Origin of the sequence: Acidovorax facilis, assembly GCF_050626955.1 — a bacterium.
Taxonomy (GTDB): domain Bacteria; phylum Pseudomonadota; class Gammaproteobacteria; order Burkholderiales; family Burkholderiaceae_C; genus Acidovorax; species Acidovorax facilis.
This window is the reverse complement of sequence record NZ_CP192460.1, coordinates 5,417,459-5,438,562: the sequence shown is the minus strand read 5'-3', so window position 1 is coordinate 5,438,562 and position 21,104 is coordinate 5,417,459. Positions and strand designations below refer to the sequence as shown.

Sequence of the window (21,104 nt, the reverse complement as noted above, 5' to 3'; positions counted from 1 at the left end):
TCGTAAGAACTCTGCACTGAAACAGCCCTGGACAACGGAGAGCCCCCATGGACCGCATCATTTACACCGCGATGACGGGCGCCAACGCGGCCGCCCACCGGCAGGCCGTGTTGTCCAACAACCTCGCCAACGCCTCCACCCAGGGGTTTCGTGCGGAGATGTCCACCTTCCGCTCGGTCCCGATCCAGGGAGATGGCTCCAAAACCCGTGTGTTTGCGCTGGAGGCCACCTCGGGCCACGTGAGCACGCCCGGCCCCGTGCAGCGTACCGGCCGCAACCTCGACGCCATGGCCGTGGGCAATGCCTGGTTTGCCGTGCAGGGACTTGACGGTACCGAGGCCTACACCCGCGCAGGCACCTTTGAGGTGTCGGCCACGGGCCAGCTGCTCACCCCCACCGGACTGCCCGTGCTGTCCGATGGCGGCGCGCCCATTGATGTCCCGCCGGGGGCCGAAGTCACGCTGGGCTCGGATGGAACGGTCACTGCCAAGGCAGCGGGCCAGCCCGCGCAGGCCATTGGCCGCCTCAAGCTGGCCACTCCCACCCCGGAAGACCCGCTCAAGCGCGGCGACGACGGGCTGTTTCGCACCACGTCCGGCGACCCGATTGCCAATGACGCCAACGCCCGCATGCTGGCAGGCGCAGTGGAAGGCTCGAACGTGAATCCGGTCGAAAGCATGGTCGGGATGATTGCCGCATCGCGCCAGTTCGAACAGCAGATGCGCCTGCTGCAGTCCGCCGAAACCAACGACAAAACCGCCAGCCAGTTGCTGAGCATGAACGGCTGAGGTCGCGCCCCGCGCCGCCACGCCAAAAGGAAGCACCATGATCAACTCCCTCTGGATCGCCAAGACCGGCATGTCTGCCCAGCAGACCCAGCTCGACGTCATCTCGCACAACCTGGCCAACGTCTCCACCACCGGCTACAAGCGCAACAACGCGGTGTTCGAGGATCTGATCTACCAGAACCTGCGCCAGGTGGGCGCCAACACCACCGAGCAGAACCAGCTGCCCACCGGCCTGCACCTGGGCCTGGGCGTGCGCACGGTGGCCACCAGCCGCAACTTCGTGCAGGGCAGCCTGCAGGAGTCCAAGAACAACCTGGACGTGGCCATCAACGGCAATGGTTTTCTGGAAGTGACCATGCCCGACGGGACCATCGGCTACACGCGCGACGGCTCGTTCCAGGTCGATTCGCAAGGCCGCCTCGTCAACTCCAGCGGCCTGCCCGTGGCCAACGGCATCACGGTGCCCGCCAACGCCACGAGCGTGACCATCAGCGCTGACGGCGTGGTGTCGGCCACCGTACAGGGCAACACCCAGCCCCAGCCCTTGGGCAACCTGGCGATGTCGGCCTTCATCAACCCGGCCGGCCTCGAGCCCATTGGCCAGAACCTGTTCAAGGAATCGGCCGCCTCGGGCCAGCCGCAGCAGGGAACGCCCGGCACCAACGGGCTGGGTATTCTCAAGCAGGGGTTTCTGGAAGCCTCCAACGTCAACGTGGTGGAAGAGCTGGTCACCATGATCCAGGCACAGCGTGCCTATGAGATGAATTCCAAGGCCATCCAGACTTCGGACCAGATGCTGGCCAAGCTCAGCCAGCTGTGATCCCGATGCCGACACCAGGAGCGTTCGCCATGCTGCCGTTCACACGCCTTTTTGCCCTGCCCGCCGCCGTGGGCGCGCTGCTGCTCACGGGCTGCGCCGCCACCCTGTCGCCGCCGCCGCCGGTGGACATCCTGCCGACCACCCCACCACCACTGGCCGCAGCGCACCGTGCACCACCGCCCGTGACCGGAGGCCTGTTCCACAACGCCAGTTACCGCCCCGCGTTCGAAGACCGCCGCGCACGTCTGGTGGGCGACAACGTCACGATCATGATCGTCGAGAACGTGACGGCCAGCCAGAAATCCTCGTCCACCGTGGACCGTACCTCGGAGGCCTCGGCCGGCATCACCAACCTGCCTTTCGTGAAAAAGTCGCTGGCCGACCGCACCACGCTCGGCGCCGGTTCGGAAAGCACCTTCTCGGGCAAGGGCGGCACCGAAAGCGCCAACACCTTCACCGGCTCGATCACCGCCACCGTGGTGGACGTGCTGCCCAACGGCCACCTGGTCGTGACGGGCGAGAAGCAGATCGGCGTGAACCAGAACGTGGATGTGCTGCGCTTCTCGGGCACCATCGATCCGCGCGCGCTGCAGCCGGGCAGCATTGTCAACTCGACCCAGGTGGCCAATGTGCGGGTGGAATCCCGTGGCCGTGGCGCACAGAACGAAGCCCAGGCCTTGGGCTGGATGAACCGGGTCTTCAACACGATCACGCCGTTCTAGACTCCCCCCTGAGTCGCTGCGCGCCTTCCCCCTGAGGGGGACGCCGCCAGCGCGGCGGGGCGGCCCTTGCGCGGCGGCCCGCGCTTTGGCCGCGCCAGTTTTGACGAGCGATGGGCTCTGCGATATCCCCTGGCCAATAGCAGCCAACCCAAGAAAGCTATCATATTTATAGCTATTAGCGCTTATCCATAAAGCGCTAGCAGGCATTTTTATTCATATTTCACCTTGCAGCCTGCCCCGGACCAACCGCCCGGGCGCACGGTACGCCACCGCCGTTTCCACCCGCTCGGGAACCCATGCAATAGGCCGGTGAACCCGCTTCTTTTTGGGTTTTAGTTCCTGGCGGGGCCGCCCACAATCGGTGTCATGAAAGCCTTGTCCCACTCCCTCTTGTCACGCCCCGTGCGCGCGCTGTGGCTGTTGCTGGCCCTCGTGGCTGCTGGTGTGGCGGTGCCTGCCCATGCCTTGCGCATCAAGGAAGTGGCGGCGGTGCAGGGCGTGCGCAGCAACCAGCTGACGGGCTATGGCCTGGTGGTGGGGCTGGACGGCACGGGCGACCAGACCACGCAGATGCCTTACACCACGCAGGCCATGTCCAACTACCTGCAGCAGATGGGCATCAGCCTGCCGCCTGGCACGGCGAACCAGTTGCAGCTCAAGAACGTGGCGGCGGTGATCGTCACGGCACAGCTACCGGCCTTTGCCCAGCCCGGGCAGATGATCGACATCAACGTGTCCTCCATGGGCAACGCCAAGTCGCTCAAGGGCGGAACGCTCATCGTCACGCCCCTGCGCGGCGCCGACGGCGAGATCTACGCCCTGGCCCAAGGCAATGTGGTGGTGGGAGGCGCGGGCGCCTCGGCGGGCGGCAGCAAGGTGCAGATCAACCACCTGAGTGCAGGCCGGGTTCCGCAAGGCGCACAGGTCGAACGCGCCGTGCCCACACCCCTCAACGAGGGCGACACCATCAACCTGGGGCTCAATGCCTCGGACTTCCAGACCGCACGCCGCGTGGCGCAGGCCATCAACACCAAACTGGGTAGCGGCCTGGCCACGGCGCTCGACGGCCGCACCGTGCAAGTGCGCGCACCGCTGGACCCCGGCGCCCGCGTGGGCTTCATCGCCGATCTGGAAGAACTGCCCCTGGAGGCGTCCACTCCCTCGGCCAAGGTCGTCATCAATGCACGCACCGGCTCGGTGGTGCTGAACCAGGCCGTGACGCTGGGCCCCTGCGCCATTGCACACGGCAACCTGTCGATCACCATCAGCTCCACGCCCGTCATCAGCCAGCCCGCTCCACTCTCGCAAGGGCAGACCGTGGTGGCGCAGCAAAGCGACATCCGCATCAACCAGGAACCGGGCAACATCATCCAGATGCCGGCTTCACCCCAGCTGGCAGACGTGGTCAAGGCGCTCAACACGCTGGGGGCTACGCCGGGCGACCTGCTGGCCATCCTGCAGGCCATCAAGGCCGCCGGTGCCCTCAACGCCGAGCTGGAAGTGATCTGACCCCGGGGAGCAACCATGGCCCTCACCCTGCCCTCGTCCAGCACCACCAGCAGCACGTCCAATGCGCTGGCGGTGGACATCCGCTCGCTCAATTCGCTCAAGTACGACGCGGGCACGGCCAACAACGCCCAGACCACGCGCGAGGTCGCCAAGCAGTTCGAGTCGCTGTTCATGCGCGAGCTGATCAAGAGCATGCGTGACGCCACGATGAAATCCGGCCTCATGGAAGGCGAGCAGGCCAACCTGGGCCAGGACATGCTGGACCAGCAGCTGTCGGTCAGCATGTCGGGCCAGCAGGGCGGGCTGTCTGAAGCGATTGCACGCCAGCTCTCGCGCCAGATGGGCGGGGCCGACGCGAATTTCTCCGTGCCCTCCACACTGAGCCTGCCGCAGGCGCTGCCCCGCGCAGCGTCCTCGGCCACCGGCACACCGGCCGAGGCCACTGGACCCGCGCCCAAGGGCCGCGATGGTTTTGTGCAGCACCTCTCGGGCACCGCCGAGCGCGTGGCCCAGGAGAGTGGCATTCCCGCCAGCTTCATGCTGGGCCAGGCTGGCCACGAAACCGGCTGGGGCAAGAGCGAGATCAAGCACAAGGACGGCTCCAACTCGTTCAACCTGTTCGGCATCAAGGCCGGCAAGGGCTGGACAGGCAAGGTAGCCGAGATCACCACCACCGAATACATCAACGGCAAGGCCCAGAAGGTGACGGCGAAGTTCCGCGCCTACGACTCGTACGAGGATTCGTTCCGGGACTACGCAAAGCTCATCAAGGACAGCCCGCGCTACGAGAAGGCCGAATCCGTCGCCCAGTCCGGCTCGGCCATGGCCTATGCCTCGGCGCTGCAAAAGGCGGGCTACGCCACCGACCCCGAGTACGCCAAAAAGCTCGGTGGTGCCATCAATAGCGTGCTGCGCACGCTGCGCGCGCAGGCTTGACCATGCAAACACCCCCTGAGTCGCTTCGCGCCTTCCCCCTCTCTCGCTTCGCGGGAGGGGGACGCCCCCAGCGCGGCGGGGCGGCCCTTGCGCGGGGGCGCTGGCCAGGGCCGCGCCAGTCTCACGCGCTGGGGGTGCAGGCAGCGCTGGGGATCACTGAAATGCGAGGTGAGTCATGAGCTTGCTCAACGTCGGCGCCCGCGCCCTGTTGGCCAACCAGGTGGCGCTGCAGACGGCGGGCCACAACATTGCCAACGTCAACACGCCCGGCTATTCGCGCCAGACCGTGGTGCTGCAGACCGTGCAGGGCCAGTTCACAGGCGGCGGCTACATCGGCCAGGGCGTGGATGTGCAGACCATCCTGCGCAACCAGAGCGAGCTGCTCACGCGCCAGTCGGCCACGGCGGGTTCGGTGCAGTCGTCCGACATCGTGCGGGCCGAGCGCCTGCGCCAGCTGCAGGAGGTCTTCAGCGGCGGCACGGCGGGCCTGGGTGCAGCCATCAATGACATGATGAATGCGTTCTCGGACGTGGTGAGCGCCCCCACGGACATCACTGCGCGCACCGTGGTGCTCACGCGCATGGACGAAACCGCCTCGCGCATGCGTGCGGCCGCCGACCGCATCAACGAAATCCAGTACACCGTGACCGAACAGCTGCAAAGCAGCATCACCGCCGTCAACAGCCTGGCCGGGCAGATGGCCAGCGTGAACGAGCAGATCGCGCGCGCCAAGGGCAATGGCCAGACTCCGAACGACCTGCTGGACCAGCGCGACCAGATCATCCGCGACATCAACCAGTACGTGCAGACCACGCAGATCCCAGCTGACGATGGCACCGTGGGCCTGTTTGTGGCGGGCAGCCAGCCGCTGGTGCTGGGCACCACGGCCACCAGCCTGTCCATCGATGACGCGACGGCGTTCCCCGGCAGCGGTCAGATCAAGCTGTTCTTCAACCGGCCCGGTGCGCCAGCCGTGGAGATGGACGAGAACGTGCTCGGCGGGGGCTCGATGTCGGGCCTGCTGCGCTTCAACAACAACGATCTGGCCGAAGGGCGCAACCTGCTGGGCCGCATGGCCATGGCCATCGGCATGACGATGAACGACCAGCACAACCTGGGCCTGACGCTGGACGGTGCGCTGGGCAAGGACCTGTTCGCGCTGCCCGCCAGCATGCCGGGCCACACCAACGGCGCGGGCGTGGGCACGGTGTCCTTCACCGGCCCCACGGAGTTCGCGGCGTCGGACTACGAAATCCGCTTTACCACCGGCACGGCCGGGCAGGTGGTGCGCTTGTCGGACGGCACGTCCACCCCGTTCACCGACGCGGCCAACCTGGCCACGCTGCAGATCGACGGCCTGAACTTCAACCTGACCACGCCCGGCAACCCCGGCGAGCGCATGTTGTTCAAGCCGTTCAGCACGGCGGCGGCCAACATCCAGTCGCTGGTGTACTCACCGCGTGATCTGGCAGCGGCCAACCCCATCAACGCGGCCATGGGCACCTCCAACGGCGGCACGCTGCAGCTGGCGGGCCTCAAAGCCACGGGCCTGCCCAACCCGCCGGGGCTGGTGCTGCCGCCCAACGCCAACCCGGCGGCGTTGCCCCCCATCCTGGGCGGTATCCAGCTGCAGTTCACGGCCGGCCCGCCCACCACATACGACGTGCTGGACCGGGGCACTGCGCCACCCACCACCATTGCCGCCGCGCAGCCCTACACGCCGGGTGCACCCATCTCGATCAACGGTTGGGAGATCAAGCTGCAGGGCAGCCCCAACACGGGCGACACCGTCGTGATCGGCAATGCATCGGACCCGCAGTACGGCGACATCTTCACGCGCAACGCGGGCAACGCGAGTGCACTCATGGGCCTGCGGGACGTGAAGATGTTCGACGAGTCCACACTATCCGACGGCTACGCTGGGGCCATGGCCCAGGTGGGCACCCGCACCCAGAGCGCGCTGTTCGCGGCCGAGCTGTCCACCACCATCGCGGCCAACCTGGAACGGGACCGTACGGCGATTTCGGGCGTGAACCTGGACGAAGAGGCTGCAAGGCTGATCCAATACCAGCAGGCGTACCAGGCATCGTCCAAAATGATCCAGATTGCGCAAAACATCTTTGACTCGCTGCTGCAGGGCCTGGGCCGCTGACGGCGGGACAGGAGTTAGGAGTTCGACATGAGTAACAGCATCTACCGCCTTGGCACGGCCAACATGTATGACAACGCGCTGCGCAACCTGGGCACGCGCCAGACCAACCTGTCGAACCTGCAGGAGAACCTGACCTCGGGCAAACGCGTGGTGCGGGCCAGCGATGACCCCGTGTCGGCCGCGCAGGCCGAACGCGCCATCAACCGGCTGGCGCGCATCCAGACCGAGCAGCGCGCCCTGGAAACGCAGCGCAACGCCATCGCGCAGGCCGAGTCCGCCCTGGGCGACGCAGTGGACCTGGTGCAGAACTTCCGCGAACTGGTGGTGAACGCCGGCAGTGCGGCCCTGACCCCCAACGACCGCAACACCATCGCCAACCAGCTGCAAGGCCTGCGCGAGCAGCTGCTGGAAGTGGCCAACCGCAAGGACACCAACGGCGTTCCCCTGCTCAGCGCCCTGGGCAGCGCGCTCGCGCCGTTCCTCGGCCCCCTGAGCACCAGCCCCGACTACAGCTTTGAAGGACTGCCTGGCCAGACAGCCAGCAGTGGCGTGTCGATTCCCAACACCCTGGATGGCGAAGCCGCCTTCATGTTCGACCCGCAGCGCGATGGGGTCTACACCGCAGGTGTCAGCGCCATTCCCTCCAGCCGCTCCCTCAACACCACGGCGGTCACCCCCGTGGACCCGAGCCTGGTAACGGGCGACAACTACACCATCACCTTCAGCGCGGTCGGCCCAGGCGCCACACCCGGCACCACCACCGCCACCTACACGCTCACCAACACCACCACAGGCGCTGTGTCACCGGCCGTGGTGGTGCCCGACTATCCCACCGACAAGCCAGTGACCATCGCCATCACCAGCATCCCGGGCCTGAGCTTCGACATCAAGGGCAACCCTGCCACCGGGGACACCATTACCCTGCAGCCCAGCCCGAGCATGTTCAGCACCCTGGACAACGCGATCCGCGACATCCGCAGCGCCCCCGACAGCAATGCAGCGGCGCAGGCAGTGGGGCAGGCCCTGGGCAACATGGACATTGGCCTGGAACGCCTGCACAACATGCGCGGCTATGCGGGCGAGCTGCTCAACCGAGCGGACCGCATCACGGGCGACCAGGAAAAGCGCTCCATCCAGCTCGAAGGCGACCGCTCGCGGGCCGAGGATCTCGATATGATCCAGGGAATTTCAGACTTCCAGAACCAGCAGGTGGGCTACGAGGCAGCACTCAAGTCTTATGCGCAGGTTCAGAAGCTGTCCCTGTTCAATTTCATCAGTTAAAGCGGGCCTGCCCACGCTGCACAGCCCCGGGCGGGGACAGGCCCCAACGACGAGACAACCGCCTAAGAGCACATGGTCCAATCTGTCCTTGGCAGCCTGATTCTGGGTTACCGCCCTTTGTGGAACCGCGCCCGCAAGCTCGCGGCCATACAGCTTTATGTGCACAGCGAGGCCTCGGCCCTGGTCGATACCGCCCACCTGCTGCGCACGCTGCAGGAGTTGTGGTCTGCCAGTTCTCCCCCGATTCTGCTGTCCCCCCAAAGCCACCAGCTGTTGTCCAACATGCTGGAGCACGCGCCACGTGGCGCGCCCTGGATCGAGGTGCGCGGCAACTGGCTGTCCGACTCCACCATCTATGCGCTGGTCAAGGCCGCCCACCAGCGGGGCCTGAAGCTCGTGTGGCGCGGTGAGCTGGGTCGGCTGCCCGAGCCCGACATTGCCCAGTGCTTTGACAACAGCCTGCTCACCCTGCGCCCCGAAGACGCCGTGGCGGCCCTGAAGGCGGCCCCCGCCGCACGCCCTGGCGGCACCCCCACGCAGCCCGCGCGCACCACCAGCCCGGTGCTGGCCGGGCAGATGTACGAGAACATTGCCAGCCGCGCGCTCATGGAGCATTGCCTGGATCAGCACAACGCCCTGGCACTGGCCGGCTGGCCTACGGAAGACGTGCTCTACAGCCTGCGCCACCATCCCCAGCAGCCATCGCACGCGGTGATCTTCAAGCTCATGAAGGCCATCGACGCAGAGCAGTCGCTGGAAACCTTTGAAGACATCATGGGCCAGGACCCGATCCTGGCGTACCGCTTCATGGTGTACACCAACTCTGCGGCCCTGGGCCTGCGCACCGGCATCGATTCGCTGCGCCGGGGCCTGGTGATGATGGGCTACGGCTCCATCAAGCGCTGGCTGTCCGACCAGCTGCCCCATGCCAGCACCGACCCCAACATGCAGCCGGTGCGCGAGGCCATGGTGATGCGTGCCCAACTCACCGCACAGCTGCTCGACGCGGGCGTGGAGAACGATCTGCGCCGCGAGATCTACCTGTGTGGTCTGCTGTCGCAGATCGACGACCTGCTGGGGGAGCCGCTTGGCACCATCCTGCGCCGTCTGCCCTTGTCTGAGCGCATCTATGACGCCACGGTGCTGCGCACCGGCCCCTACACCGGTGGCCTGCAGATGGCCTGCGCGCTGGAGACGGACGACGCCAGTGCCATTCGCAACCTCTGCGAGACGTTCGAGCTGGACCTGGAAGAGGTCAACCGCGCGCTGCTGCGGGTGCTGGCCGACCTGGAAGTAGAGAGAAGATAACCCCCCTGAGCCGCTGCGCGTCTTCCCCCAAGGGGGACGCCACCGGTGGCCCGGCAAAGCCGGTTCCACGGTGGCACTGGCTGGGGCCGCGCCAGTATTTGCCGACAGCGCCAGTCTGGGACATGGGCTCAAAGGCAGTGGGTCGGCTCACCGTGCCAGCTCATCGCGCACCCGCGCAAAAGTCTTCCAGAACTCCGCCTCCTGCGTGGTCGCAAAGTTGATGCGCATGAGGGTACTGGGTTGGCGCTCTGCGTGGAACAGCGCGCCCGGCGCCAGCAGGTAGCCCTCGTCGAGCATGCGCTGCGACAGCGCGTCGGTGTCCACCCCCGTCTCCACCCAGCCAAACAGGCCCACGGGCTCGGCCGCAAAGGTGCAGCCCGCGCCCAGCGCCAGCTTCACGCTGCGCGCACGCGCAGCGTCGAGCCGCGTGCGGATGCGCTCGGCGTGGCGGCGCAGTTGGCCCTGTTCGATGCACAGGGCCAGGGCTTTTTCCAGCAGCGCGGGCGTGGTCAGCGTGGCCAGCAGTTTGGTGTCCAGCAATTGCTCCACCAGCGCGGGCGGTGCGGCCATGAAACCGATGCGCCAGTTGGGCGCGAGGATCTTGGCAAAGCCGCTCACGTAGATGGTGCGCGAGAGGCCATCGAGCGCCGTGAGGCGCGTGGCGTGCTCGGGCGCGATGTGGCTGTAGGTATCGTCCTCCACCACATGGAAGTTGTACTGGTTGGCCAGCTGCAGGATGCGATGCGCGCTGCCCGGAGACAGGCAGTAGCCCGTGGGGTTGTGGAACACGCTCACGCTCACGTAAAGCTTGGGCTGGTGCACCTCGCAGTACTTCGCCATGACCTCCAGGTCTGGCCCGTCGGCACGGCGCGGCACCGGCAGGATGTGCATGCCCAAAGCAGACAAGCGCGCAAACTCCACCGCCCAGCCGGGTTCCTCCACCATCACCGGGTCGCCCGGGCGCAGCAGCGTGCGGCTCACGATGTCGAGCGCGTGCGTGGCACCCACGGTGGTGATGATGTTTTCGGGGGCGGCATGCACATTCAGCGTGGCCAGCTTCTTGGACAGCACCCGGCGCAGCCCCGTGTCGCCCAGAGGCTCGCCGTACTGCAGCGAAAAATCATTCAACGCGCGTGTGCTGGTCACCTTGCGCACAGCGGCGGGCATGAAGGTGGACTCCAGCCAGGCAGGCGGAAACACGCCCATGCCGGGCTGCGGCTTGTCGCTGATCTTGTGGAACATGCCCCGGATCAGCGCCGTGGCGTTGACGGGCGGCGCACCCCGCGCAGCACCGCGCCCGGCGCCCCGCGCGGCAAACCAGTGCGCGGTGCTCCAGTTGCCCATGGCACGCTCGACTTCCTGGGCACCCGCGTCGTCGTCCTCAGCGCCCCTGTCCAGCAACCCGTTGGCCATCTCGCGCACAAAGAAGCCCCGATTTTTGCGTGCCTCCACCAGCCCCTGCGCCAGCAATTGGTCGTACGCCGCCACCACAGTGGAAGGGCTGACGCCATGCTGCTGCGCGCACTGCCGCACCGAAGGCAGGCGCGCGCCGGGCGCCAGCAGCCGGTTGCGGATGCGCTCGCCAAAACGCGCCGACAGCTGCTCGGTCAGCGACTGGGTGGTGGTTTTCATCAGCATGGCGGTGTCCTTGTGTACTGTTATCGCAGCCAATACAGATCACGAACTGCCCTGCTTAACTGTACTGGTTGTGTACTGACATCGAAGATTACATTGAAGCCCAGGCGCTGACAAGCCACCCGCCATAAAGCCCGGACCCACCTGCCCATGACCGCCCCCGAACTGACTGCCCTGCTGCTGTTCTGCACCGCGATGAGTTTTTCGCCGGGGCCCAACACCACCTTGTCCACTGCGCTGGCCGCGAACCTGGGCCTCAAGCGCGCCCTGCGCTTTTGCTTTGCAGTGCCCACAGGCTGGACGCTGCTCATGCTGGGCAGCGGCCTGGGCCTGGGCGCCCTGATCACCGGAGTGCCCGCGCTGCGCTGGGCCGTAACGCTGCTGGGCGTGGCCTACATGCTCTGGCTGGCCTGGAAGCTCAGCCGGGCAGGCAAGATGACCGAGATCGACACCACGCGCCTGAACGTGACCTTCTGGCAGGGCGTGGGCCTGCAGTTCGTGAACATCAAGGCCTGGATGCTGGCGCTCACGCTCAGCGCAGGCTGGGTGGTCAACGCCGCAGGCCAGCCCTCGACCAATCCGGGCGAGCGCCTGGCCATCATCTGCGGGGTGATGATGGTGTTTGCGTTCACCAGCAACTTTGCCTACGCGCTCATCGGCTCGCTGCTGCGCCAGTGGCTGGCGCAGGGCCAGCGCCTGCTCTGGTTCAACCGCGCACTGGCCCTGGTGCTCGTTGCCACTGCCCTTTGGATGCTCGCGCTATGAACAACGCACAAGAACGCGAGGCGCTGGTCTGGGGGCTGGTGGGCGTCACCCTGTTTGCGGCCACGCTGCCGATGACCCGCCTCGCCGTGGGGCCCACCGACGCGCCGCAGCTGTCGCCCTGGTTCGTCACATTCGGCCGCGCTGCCGTGGCAGGGCTGCTGTCCATCGCCTACCTGTGGCTGCAGCATGCGCGCGGGCGCCTCAACCTGCCGCAGAAAGCAGAATGGCCGCTGCTGGCCATCACGGCCTTTGGCGTGATCGTGGGGTTTCCGCTGTTTCTGGCTCTGGCGCTGCGCCATGTGCCCAGCACGCATGGGGCCGTGGTCACCGCCTTGCTGCCACTGTCCACCGCCTTGCTCGGCGCGCTGTGGTATCGGCAAAGGCCCTCCGCCGGATTCTGGGCCTGCGCGGTGCTGGGCAGCAGCCTGGTGCTGGGCTTCATGGTGTGGCGTGCCGGCGGCATCTACCTGGGTGCAGCCAACATCTATCTGCTCATAGCCATGACCACGGGCGCGTTCGGCTACATCGGCGGCGCCCGCCTCACGCCAAGGCTCGGCGCCGAGCAGGTCATCTGCTGGGTACTGGTGTGCTCCCTGCCGCTGACCATTCCCATCGCCTGGTGGTTTGCACCGGCCATGCCCTCGGCCATCGGCGGCATGAGCTGGCTGGGCTTTGTCTACGTGGCGCTGTTCTCGATGTGGATCGGCTTCTTTGCCTGGTACCGGGCGCTGGCACTGGGTGCCGTGCGCGTGAGCCAGATCCAGCTGATCCAGCCGTTCCTGAGCCTGCTCTTCGCCGTGCCGCTGCTTGGAGAGCGGCTGGATACCGTCACGGTGGTGTTTGCACTGGCCGTGATCGCCACCGTATTTGTGGGCAAGAAGATGCCCGTTCACCAAGGAGCTGCCGCATGACCCCCATCACCCCAGAAGAACGCCTGCAGCAGCTGGGCCTGGTGTTGCCTGCCGTGACCGCACCCCGTGGCAACTTCGACGCCTATGTCCTCGACGGCAACACGCTGTACCTGTCGGGCAAGGGCGCTCCCGCCCGCGAAGACATGGCCACCGTGCCCAAGGTAGGGCGCGAAATCAGCGCCGCAGAAGCCAGGGACCATGCCCGCGAGGTGGGACTGCACCTGATCGCGACGATGAAGGCTGCACTGGGCGACCTCTCGCGGGTGCGCCGCGTGGTCAAGGTGCTGGGCATGGTCAACGCCACCCCCGACTTCATGCAGCACACCGAGGTCATCAACGGCTGCTCGGACCTGCTGGTCGAGGTGTTCGGCGACGCGGGGCGGCATGCGCGCTCTGCCGTGGGCGTAGGCTCCCTGCCGCGTGGCTTCGCGGTGGAGATTGAAGCGGTGGTTTCCGTGAAAGACTGACAGCCATGCAGATACACAACATCCCGTTTGCCACAACCGACTGGTCCAGCATTCCCCGCGAAGAAAAAAGCGCACAGGCAGGCCAGGCCTTCTGGCGCACGCAGCAGTTCGGCGACATGCGCGTGCGCATGGTGGAGTACACGGCCGGATACGTTTCGGACCACTGGTGTGTCAAGGGCCATGTGCTGCTGTGCCTCCGTGGAGAATTGCACACCGAACTGGCCGACGGCCGCCGTTTCACGCTGACGCCGGGCTTGAGCTACCAGGTGGCGGACAACGCCGAGCCCCACCGTTCCAGCTCACCCCAAGGGGCAACCTTGTTCATCGTGGACTGACCAGGAAGAGGGGAACGCCTGTGAAATACTCCGTGGAACACGCATTGCAGCAGCTACCTGGCCCGGGCGGTGAGCGGTTCGTGGAACTCTTGCGCCACGGCAGCATGCGCACGGAGCTGTATGCGCCACGCGGCCACGACCCGCAGCAGCCGCACGCGCAGGACGAGTTGTATTTCGTCCAGCGTGGGAGCGGAGAATTCGTGCAAGGTGAAGCCCGCCACCACTTCGCGGCCGGAGATGCCTTTTTTGTACCTGCGGGACAGCATCACCGCTTTGAGAATTTTTCTGACGACTTTGCAACATGGGTAGTCTTTTGGGGACCGCCCGGAGGAGAACGAGAGTGAAACTGAACGACCTTCCACAGACCAGCACCTGGACCCTGGCGCGCCGCGCCGAGCGCATGAACCCTTCGGTCATCCGCGAAATCCTCAAGGTCACGGAAAAGCCCGGCATCATCAGCCTGGCGGGCGGCCTGCCCTCGCCCAAAACTTTCCCGGTGTCGGCCTTCGCCGAAGCCTCGGCCGCCGTGCTGGCCAATGACGGCCCCGCTGCCCTGCAATACGCCGCCAGCGAAGGGTATGCCCCGCTGCGCCAGGCCATCGCGGACTTCCTGCCCTGGGATGTGGATGCCGACCAGGTGCTCATCACCACTGGCTCGCAGCAGGCGCTGGACCTGATCGCCAAGGTGCTGATCGACACCGACAGCCGCGTGCTGGTGGAAACGCCCACCTACCTGGGCGCGCTGCAGGCCTTCACGCCCATGGAGCCTGCCGTGGTGTCCGTGGCCAGCGATGACGAAGGTGTGCTCATCGACGACCTGAAGGCCAAGGTGGGCACGGGTGCCAACAAGGCGCGCTTTTTGTACGTGCTGCCCAACTTCCAGAACCCCACGGGCCGCACCATGAGCGAAGCCCGCCGCGCCGCCCTGGTGCAGGCTGCCGCTGAACTGAACCTGCCGCTGGTGGAAGACAACCCCTACGGCGACCTGTGGTTTGACAACCCGCCACCCGCGCCGCTGACGGCCCGCAACCCTGAAGGCTGCATCTACATGGGCTCGTTCTCCAAGGTGCTGGCACCCGGCCTGCGCCTGGGTTTTGTGGTGGCGCCCAAGGCGGTTTACCCCAAGCTGCTGCAGGCCAAGCAGGCGGCCGACCTGCACACGCCCGGCTACAACCAGCGCCTGGTGGCCGAGGTGATGAAGGGCAATTTCCTGGACCGCCATGTGCCCACCATCCGCGCGCTGTACAAGCAGCAGTGCGAGGCCATGCTGGCCGCGCTCGACAAGGAAATGCAGGGCCTCGGTGTGCAGTGGAACCGCCCCGATGGCGGCATGTTCCTGTGGGTACGCTTGCCCGAAGGCATGAGTGCCGTCGAACTGCTGCCCAAGGCGGTGGAGCGCAACGTGGCCTTCGTGCCCGGCGCGGCGTTTTATGCCGACAACGCCGACCCGCGCACCCTGCGCCTGTCGTTCGTCACCTCGACGGTAGAGCAGATTGCCACCGGCATTGCTGCGCTGGCAGCGGCCATCCGCGATAACAAGTGAACAACCCCCTGTGGCGCTGCGCGCCTTCCCCCTTCTCTGACATCGCTGTGCGATGCGGAAGGGGGACGCCGCCAGCGCGGCGGGGCGGCCCTTGCGCGGCGGCCGCTGGCCGGGCCACGCCCGCTTCATACATCACAGTTCGTTCAACGCACATGAAAGTTGATTCAACATGCTGAGGCTCTGGGGGCGCCTGTCGTCCATCAACGTGCGCAAGGTGGTGTGGGCTGCGCAAGAACTCGGCATCACGGTGCAGCGCACCGACGCGGGCGGCCAGTTCGGGCTGGTGCGCGAGGCCGACTATCTGCAGCGCAATCCCAATGGCCTGGTGCCGCTGATGGAAGACGATGAGACCAGCACCGTGTTGTGGGAATCCAACCCCATCGTGCGCTACTTGTGCGCGCGGCACTCTCCAGGCGAGCTGTACCCTGAAGCCTTGCGTGAGCGCTTTGTGGCCGAGCAGTGGATGGACTGGCAGCAGACCACATTGAACCCGGCCGGGCGCGATGCCTTTGTGCAGTGGATACGCACCCCAGCGGCCCAGCGGGACGACGGGCTGATTGCAGCATCCGTGGCGGCCACGGAGCCTCTGATAGGACTGCTGGATGCGCATCTGGCGCGCCAGCCCTTCATGGCGGGCGACCGGTTCACCATGGCGGACATCCCTGTGGCCTGCGAGATCCACCGCTGGTGGGGCCTGCCGCAAGAACGTGTGGGGCGCCCTCACCTGGAGCGGTGGTACAACACGGTCAGCACCCGGCCCGGCGCGCGGGGCGTGCTAGACCAGCCACTCGCCTGACCCGGAGTCCGCCATGCACCAGCGTCCCTTCAAGCAAATCGATGTGTTCAGCGATCGCCCGGGTTTTGGCAACCCGGTCGCCGTGGTGCTGGATGCCGAGGGCCTGAGCGACAGCGACATGCGCCGCTTTGCGGCGTGGACCAACCTGTCGGAAACCACCTTTCTGCTGCCCGCCACCGAGGCCGGGCGCGCCGCGGGTGCCGACTACCGCCTGCGCATCTTCAGCCCCAATGGCGAACTTCCCTTTGCGGGGCACCCCACGCTGGGCACCTGCCATGCGTGGCTGCAGGCGGGCAACACGCCACGCCAGCAGGGCATGGTGATCCAGGAGTGCGCGCTGGGTTTGGTGCGTATCGCGCAGGCCGATGGCACCCTGGCCTTTGCCGCCCCGCCCCTGAAGCGCAGCGCGCCCAGCCCGGCCCTGGTGCCGCTGATTGCGAGCGCGCTGGGCCTGCGCCCCCCGCAGATCCTGGGGGCACAACTGCTGGACAACGGCCCAGTGTGGCTGGGCCTGCTGCTCGACAGCGCGGACACCGTGCTGGGCCTGCGGCCGGACCACGCGCGCCTGAAAGACCTGGGCCAGGACGTGGGCGTGATCCATGTCGGTCCCAACGCCAGCGACACCGCCCAGCCCGGCGTGGTGGTGCGCGCCTTTGCCGCCCCCATGGGCAACCCCGAAGACCCGGTCACCGGCACCTTGAACGCCAGCTTGGCCGAGTGGCTGATTGCCGATGGCCTGGCGCCACGCAGCTATCTGGTCGCCCAGGGTGAATGCCTGGGCCGCGCCGGCCGCGTGCACATCCGCCAGGACGACGATCACCAGATCTGGGTGGGCGGGCGCGCAGTCACCTGCATCGAGGGCACGGTGCTGCTATGAATTTGATGGCTTCCGTGCCGCGCCCCAGCGGCTGAATTTCACGCCTGCGGGCTCCTGACGGGGCCTACCGAATCCACACCAAAAACACCGGGCAACACACCCGGTAAGCCCCCGGCGTGCCTCCACCGTCACCTCACTGGCCGCATCACCGATTTTTCTACCAAGGACCACCATGCAACAGCGCCCCTTCCATCAAGTCGATGTTTTCACCGCCCAGGCCTACCGGGGCAACCCGCTGGCCGTGGTGCTCGATGGCACGGGCCTGTCCACTGAGACCATGCAGGAGTTCACGAACTGGACCAACCTGTCCGAAGCCACCTTCTTGTTGCCACCCACTCCCGAAGGCCGCGCCGCCGGTGCCGACTACCGCGTGCGCATCTTCTGCCCCGGGCGCGAACTGCCTTTTGCCGGCCACCCCACGCTGGGCAGCTGCCACGCCTGGCTGCAGGCCGGGGGCAAGCCCCAGGTAGCAGGCAAGGTGGTGCAGGAATGCGGCGTGGGCTTGGTCACGCTGCGCCAGGATGGCGACCGCCTGGCTTTTGCCGCGCCTGCGTTGATCAAAAGCGGCCCGCTGGCGGAAGACGACGTGGCCTTGATTGCCAGGGGCCTGGGGGTGGACCGCAGCGACATCCTGCACCACGCCTGGTGCGACAACGGCCCCAACTGGCGCGGGGTGATGCTGCGCTCGGCTGAGCAGGTGCTGGCGCTCAAGCCCGACGCCAGCATCCTCGGCCAACTCGATGTGGGCGTGGTGGGACCGCGCGGAAAAGTGGGTGTCATCGGCAGCACGGACGCAGAAGGCATCGCCTTCGAGGTGCGCGCTTTTTTCCCCGGCAACAACGGCCTGGCCGAAGACCCCGTCACCGGAAGCCTGAATGCCGCGCTGGCGCAGTGGCTCATCGGCGCCGGGCTGGCCCCCACGCAGTATGTGGCCGCCCAAGGCACCTGCCTGGGGCGCGCCGGGCGGGTGTACGTGCAGCAGGACGGCGACACCATCTGGGTGGGCGGGAGCTCGGTCACCTGCGTGTCGGGCGAGGTGCTGCTGTGACCACGGCCATCCCCCAGCACCCACCCTGCGTGGACCACCTGGTTGTGTTGGCTACGGACCTCGCCAGCGGCGTGGCGTGGTGCGAGCGCACGCTGGGTATCTCCCCCACTGCGGGCGGTGAACACCCGCTGATGGGCACACACAACCGCATCATCAACGTCTCCAGCCCGGCGCATTCGCGCATCTATCTGGAGATCATTGCTATCAACACAGGAGCAACTCCCACAATACCAGCGGGCGCAAGGCGCTGGTTTGACATGGACGATGCGGCTCTGCAGCAGCAGGTGGCAGCGCACGGCCCGCAGCTCATCCACTGGGTGGCCTCCGTGCCCGACGTGGCCGAGCGGTGTGCCGCGCTGGGGGCGCTCGACATCGAGCGCGGCGCCATCGTCACCGCCAGCCGGCCCACGCCAAACGGCCTGCTGCAATGGCAGATCACCGTGCGCGACGATGGCCTGCGCCTCATGGACGGCTGCCTGCCCACCCTCATCCAGTGGGGCGGCGTGCACCCGTGCAGCAGCCTGCCCGCCAGCGGCGTGCAACTGCAGCGGCTAACGCTGCAGCATCCGCAGGCCGCCACGCTGCAGGCCGCGTGCGAAGCGGTGGGGGTAGCAAACTGCGTCGCCATCACACCCGGCGACACGCCCCGGCTCACCGCGCAGCTCAGCACGCCACGGGGTCCGGTCACCCTCTCGTCGTTCACCCCTCAGGAGTAACCGCCATGCTTTTCTCTGTACAGGAACTGCTGCTCTTCACACTCGCCGCGCTGGTACTGGTGCTCACGCCGGGCCCCAACATGGTGTATTGCGTTTCGCGCAGCCTCACCCAGGGGCCGCGCGCCGGGCTTGTCTCGCTGACCGGAGTGGTGCTGGGTTTTGTCGTGCACCTGCTGGCAGCGGCGCTGGGCCTCACTGCGCTGCTCGCCGCCGTGCCACTGGCGTTTGACGCCATCCGCTACGCCGGTGCCGCCTACCTGCTGTGGATGGCCTGGCAGGCCGTCAAACCCGGCGGCGCTGCTCCCTTCGAGGCGCGCAACCTGCCGCACGACAGCCCGCGCACGCTGTTCCTGATGGGCTTCATGACCAACCTCCTGAACCCCAAGGTGGCCATGTTCTACCTGTCGTTCTTCCCGCAGTTCCTGCACCCCGAGCGCGGCCAGCTGCTGCAACAAAGCCTGACGCTGGGCGCGGTGCAGATCAGCACCAGTGCCGCCGTGAACGCACTGCTGGTGCTGGGCGCAGCGCGCGTGGCGCTGCTCCTCAACCGCAATGCTGCATGGATGCGCGCCCAGCGCTATTTCATGGGCACCGTCCTGGGTCTGCTGGCCCTCAAACTGTTGACTGAAAAGAAAGCCGCCGCATGAACACCCGCCTCGACCCCACCGCCCTGCTGCCCACCCTGGCCGACATCGAAGCCGCTGCCGAGGTGGTGTACCGCGACTTCGCCGCCACGCCCCAGTACCGCTGGGGCCTGCTCAGCCAGCGCCTGGGCACCGACTGCTGGCTCAAGCACGAGAACCACACGCCGGTGGGCGCCTTCAAGATCCGCGGCGGGCTGACCTACTTTGACCAGCTCGCACAACGCGGCTCGCTGCCCATGGAAGTGATCAGCGCCACACGCGGCAACCACGGCCAGAGCATGGGCTGGGCCGCGCGCCGCCACGGCGTGGCCTGCACCATCGTCGTGCCACGCGGCAATTCGGTCGAGAAAAACGCTGCCATGCGCGCACTGGGCGTCACGCTCATCGAACACGGCGACGACTTCCAGGAAGCGCGCGAACACGCCATCCAGCTCGCGGCCCAGCGCGGCGCCCACATGGTGCCCAGCTTCCACCCCGACCTGCTGCGCGGCGTGAGCACGTATTGGTGGGAGTTCTTGCGCGCCGTGCCGCAGCTGGATGTGGTGTATGTGCCCATCGGCCAAGGCTCGGGTGCGTGCTCGGCCATCGCGGCCAAGCTGGCCCTGCAGCACTCGGTGCGCGTGGTCGGCGTTGTGAGCAGCCACGCCACCACCTATGCCGATTCGCTGGCCGCCGGCCGCGTGATCGAGGCGCCCGTCACCACCCAGCTCGCCGACGGCATGGCCTGCCGCGTGGCCGACGCCGAAGCCCTGGCCGTGATGGCCCCGCACATCGACCATATCGTGCAGGTAAGCGATACCGAAGTGGCCGCCGCCATGCGCGCCTTGTTCACTGACACGCACAACGTGGCCGAGGGTGCAGGCGCTGCGGCGCTGGCGGCAGCGCTGCAGGAACGCGACCAGCTCCAGGGCTTGCATGTGGGCCTGGCGTTGACAGGCGGCAACGTGGACGCGCCGATGTTCAGCAGCGTTCTGGCAGGCTGATCCCGTTGCACACACAAGCTACCACGCTATTCATTCAGTAGCATTGGTCGCTTGTGTGACAAGCGCCAGGGCCCTGTTCTGGCCACAATCCGCCGCATGGGAACCCTCTACCTCGTGCGCCACGGCCAGGCCTCGTTTGGCGCAGATGACTATGACGTGCTCAGCGCGCGCGGGCGCGAACAGGCCGTGCGCCTGGGCGAATACTGGCGAGCGCGGGGGATGGCGTTCGACGCCGTCATCACCGGCACGCTGCGCCGCCACACGCAAACGCTGGAAGGCATTGCCGAAGGCTTGCAGGCCATGCCCCAAGTGCTTCAATTGCCGGGCCTCAACGAATACGACAGCCACGCACTCATCGCGGCCATCCACCCCCAGCCGCTGGGCAAAGCCGATACGCCCGAGTTGTACCGCGCGCACTTTCGCATCCTGTGCGACGCGCTGGCGCAGTGGATGGCGGGCGTCATCAGCCCGCAGGGCATGCCGACGTGGAATGAATTTTCAGCTGGCGTGCGCGCTGCGCTCGACCATGTGCGCCACCACCACGCGGGCCACAACGTGCTGCTGGTAAGCAGTGGCGGCCCCATTTCCACGGCCGTGGGAGAGGTGCTGGGCACCGCACCCGAGGTGACCATTGCGCTGAACATGCGCATCCGCAACAGCGCGGTGACGGAGTTCTCGATCTCGCCCAAGCGGCTGATGCTGCAGACGTTCAACACGCTGCCGCACCTGAACGAGCTGGAGCATGCGGGATGGGTGACGCATGCTTGACGCCTGCGGTCGGAATTTTGGGTGTTTTTGGCTTATAGCGCCTATTGGACAAGCGCCAAAAGCTATGCAATTTATAGCAAATTGACATTCCTGGCCCCCA

Annotated in this window: 22 protein-coding genes; 21 read left to right on the top strand and 1 reads right to left on the bottom strand. The window is 66.7% G+C overall.

What is annotated here, in order from left to right; translation table 11 throughout:
- Positions 1-47 precede the first annotated feature (47 nt).
- From flgF to ACQ4MJ_RS25010, 8 genes are all read left to right on the top strand, one after another.
- On the top strand, positions 48-788 hold the full coding sequence (flgF, locus tag ACQ4MJ_RS25045) for a flagellar basal-body rod protein FlgF (RefSeq protein ID WP_121421301.1): 741 nt from the start codon (positions 48-50) through the stop codon (positions 786-788).
- A 37-nt stretch (positions 789-825) separates the two neighbouring features.
- Positions 826-1,608 carry a flagellar basal-body rod protein FlgG gene (flgG, locus tag ACQ4MJ_RS25040; RefSeq protein ID WP_121421302.1) on the top strand — a complete coding sequence of 261 codons (783 nt, stop codon included), beginning with the start codon at positions 826-828 and terminating at the stop codon, positions 1,606-1,608.
- 29 nt (positions 1,609-1,637) lie between these two features.
- Positions 1,638-2,330 carry a flagellar basal body L-ring protein FlgH gene (locus ACQ4MJ_RS25035; RefSeq protein ID WP_431150868.1) on the top strand — a complete coding sequence of 231 codons (693 nt, stop codon included), beginning with the start codon at positions 1,638-1,640 and terminating at the stop codon, positions 2,328-2,330.
- A gap of 357 nt (positions 2,331-2,687) precedes the next feature.
- Entirely contained in the window at positions 2,688-3,839 is a 1,152-nt protein-coding gene (locus ACQ4MJ_RS25030) for a flagellar basal body P-ring protein FlgI (protein WP_121421304.1), read from the top strand.
- A 15-nt stretch (positions 3,840-3,854) separates the two neighbouring features.
- Positions 3,855-4,775, top strand: coding sequence for a flagellar assembly peptidoglycan hydrolase FlgJ (gene flgJ / locus ACQ4MJ_RS25025; protein WP_176887176.1), 921 nt, complete (start codon positions 3,855-3,857; stop codon positions 4,773-4,775).
- A 175-nt stretch (positions 4,776-4,950) separates the two neighbouring features.
- On the top strand, positions 4,951-6,927 hold the full coding sequence (gene flgK, locus ACQ4MJ_RS25020) for a flagellar hook-associated protein FlgK (protein ID WP_055398315.1): 1,977 nt from the start codon (positions 4,951-4,953) through the stop codon (positions 6,925-6,927).
- Between the two features lie 27 nt (positions 6,928-6,954).
- The gene (gene flgL / locus ACQ4MJ_RS25015; RefSeq protein WP_228898970.1) at positions 6,955-8,208 is read left to right on the top strand and encodes a flagellar hook-associated protein FlgL; all 1,254 of its coding nucleotides are present in this window, start codon (positions 6,955-6,957) and stop codon (positions 8,206-8,208) included.
- A 72-nt stretch (positions 8,209-8,280) separates the two neighbouring features.
- A complete protein-coding gene (locus ACQ4MJ_RS25010; RefSeq protein ID WP_121508438.1) occupies positions 8,281-9,516 on the top strand; it encodes an HDOD domain-containing protein in 1,236 nt (411 codons plus the stop codon).
- 147 nt (positions 9,517-9,663) lie between these two features.
- Here ACQ4MJ_RS25010 and ACQ4MJ_RS25005 read toward each other — a convergent pair whose 3' ends face one another.
- A complete protein-coding gene (locus tag ACQ4MJ_RS25005; protein ID WP_431150870.1) occupies positions 9,664-11,154 on the bottom strand; it encodes a PLP-dependent aminotransferase family protein in 1,491 nt (496 codons plus the stop codon).
- A 147-nt stretch (positions 11,155-11,301) separates the two neighbouring features.
- Here ACQ4MJ_RS25005 and ACQ4MJ_RS25000 point away from each other — a divergent pair, with 147 nt between their 5' ends.
- From ACQ4MJ_RS25000 to ACQ4MJ_RS24940, 13 genes are all read left to right on the top strand, one after another.
- Positions 11,302-11,916, top strand: a complete 615-nt coding sequence (locus ACQ4MJ_RS25000) for a LysE family translocator (RefSeq protein WP_121421310.1) — start codon at positions 11,302-11,304, stop codon at positions 11,914-11,916.
- Positions 11,913-12,827 carry a DMT family transporter gene (locus tag ACQ4MJ_RS24995; RefSeq protein WP_431150872.1) on the top strand — a complete coding sequence of 305 codons (915 nt, stop codon included), beginning with the start codon at positions 11,913-11,915 and terminating at the stop codon, positions 12,825-12,827. The genes ACQ4MJ_RS25000 and ACQ4MJ_RS24995 overlap by 4 nt, the downstream gene beginning before the upstream one ends.
- On the top strand, positions 12,824-13,294 hold the full coding sequence (locus ACQ4MJ_RS24990) for a RidA family protein (protein ID WP_431150873.1): 471 nt from the start codon (positions 12,824-12,826) through the stop codon (positions 13,292-13,294). Before ACQ4MJ_RS24995 ends, ACQ4MJ_RS24990 begins: the two co-directional genes overlap by 4 nt.
- A gap of 5 nt (positions 13,295-13,299) precedes the next feature.
- Positions 13,300-13,629: a DHCW motif cupin fold protein gene (locus ACQ4MJ_RS24985; RefSeq protein WP_431150875.1), complete on the top strand. Its 330-nt coding sequence runs from the start codon at positions 13,300-13,302 to the stop codon at positions 13,627-13,629.
- A 20-nt stretch (positions 13,630-13,649) separates the two neighbouring features.
- Positions 13,650-13,973 carry a cupin domain-containing protein gene (locus ACQ4MJ_RS24980; RefSeq protein ID WP_199731268.1) on the top strand — a complete coding sequence of 108 codons (324 nt, stop codon included), beginning with the start codon at positions 13,650-13,652 and terminating at the stop codon, positions 13,971-13,973.
- Positions 13,970-15,172, top strand: a complete 1,203-nt coding sequence (locus tag ACQ4MJ_RS24975; protein WP_176887189.1) for a PLP-dependent aminotransferase family protein — start codon at positions 13,970-13,972, stop codon at positions 15,170-15,172. The genes ACQ4MJ_RS24980 and ACQ4MJ_RS24975 overlap by 4 nt, the downstream gene beginning before the upstream one ends.
- Before the next feature lie 169 nt (positions 15,173-15,341).
- Entirely contained in the window at positions 15,342-15,968 is a 627-nt protein-coding gene (locus tag ACQ4MJ_RS24970; protein WP_431150876.1) for a glutathione S-transferase, read from the top strand.
- Positions 15,969-15,981: 13 nt separating this feature from the next.
- Complete coding sequence (locus tag ACQ4MJ_RS24965) at positions 15,982-16,845, top strand: PhzF family phenazine biosynthesis protein (RefSeq protein ID WP_176887193.1); 864 nt, start codon at positions 15,982-15,984, stop codon at positions 16,843-16,845.
- Between the two features lie 172 nt (positions 16,846-17,017).
- Positions 17,018-17,893: a PhzF family phenazine biosynthesis protein gene (locus ACQ4MJ_RS24960; protein ID WP_431150877.1), complete on the top strand. Its 876-nt coding sequence runs from the start codon at positions 17,018-17,020 to the stop codon at positions 17,891-17,893.
- 29 nt (positions 17,894-17,922) lie between these two features.
- Entirely contained in the window at positions 17,923-18,609 is a 687-nt protein-coding gene (locus ACQ4MJ_RS24955; RefSeq protein ID WP_431173685.1) for a VOC family protein, read from the top strand.
- A 5-nt stretch (positions 18,610-18,614) separates the two neighbouring features.
- Positions 18,615-19,256 (top strand): LysE family translocator, encoded by a 642-nt coding sequence (locus ACQ4MJ_RS24950; RefSeq protein WP_228898986.1) that lies wholly within the window; start codon positions 18,615-18,617, stop codon positions 19,254-19,256.
- Positions 19,253-20,236: a threonine dehydratase gene (locus ACQ4MJ_RS24945; RefSeq protein ID WP_431150879.1), complete on the top strand. Its 984-nt coding sequence runs from the start codon at positions 19,253-19,255 to the stop codon at positions 20,234-20,236. Before ACQ4MJ_RS24950 ends, ACQ4MJ_RS24945 begins: the two co-directional genes overlap by 4 nt.
- Before the next feature lie 96 nt (positions 20,237-20,332).
- Positions 20,333-21,004 (top strand): histidine phosphatase family protein, encoded by a 672-nt coding sequence (locus ACQ4MJ_RS24940; protein ID WP_055398330.1) that lies wholly within the window; start codon positions 20,333-20,335, stop codon positions 21,002-21,004.
- Positions 21,005-21,104: the final 100 nt, after the last annotated feature.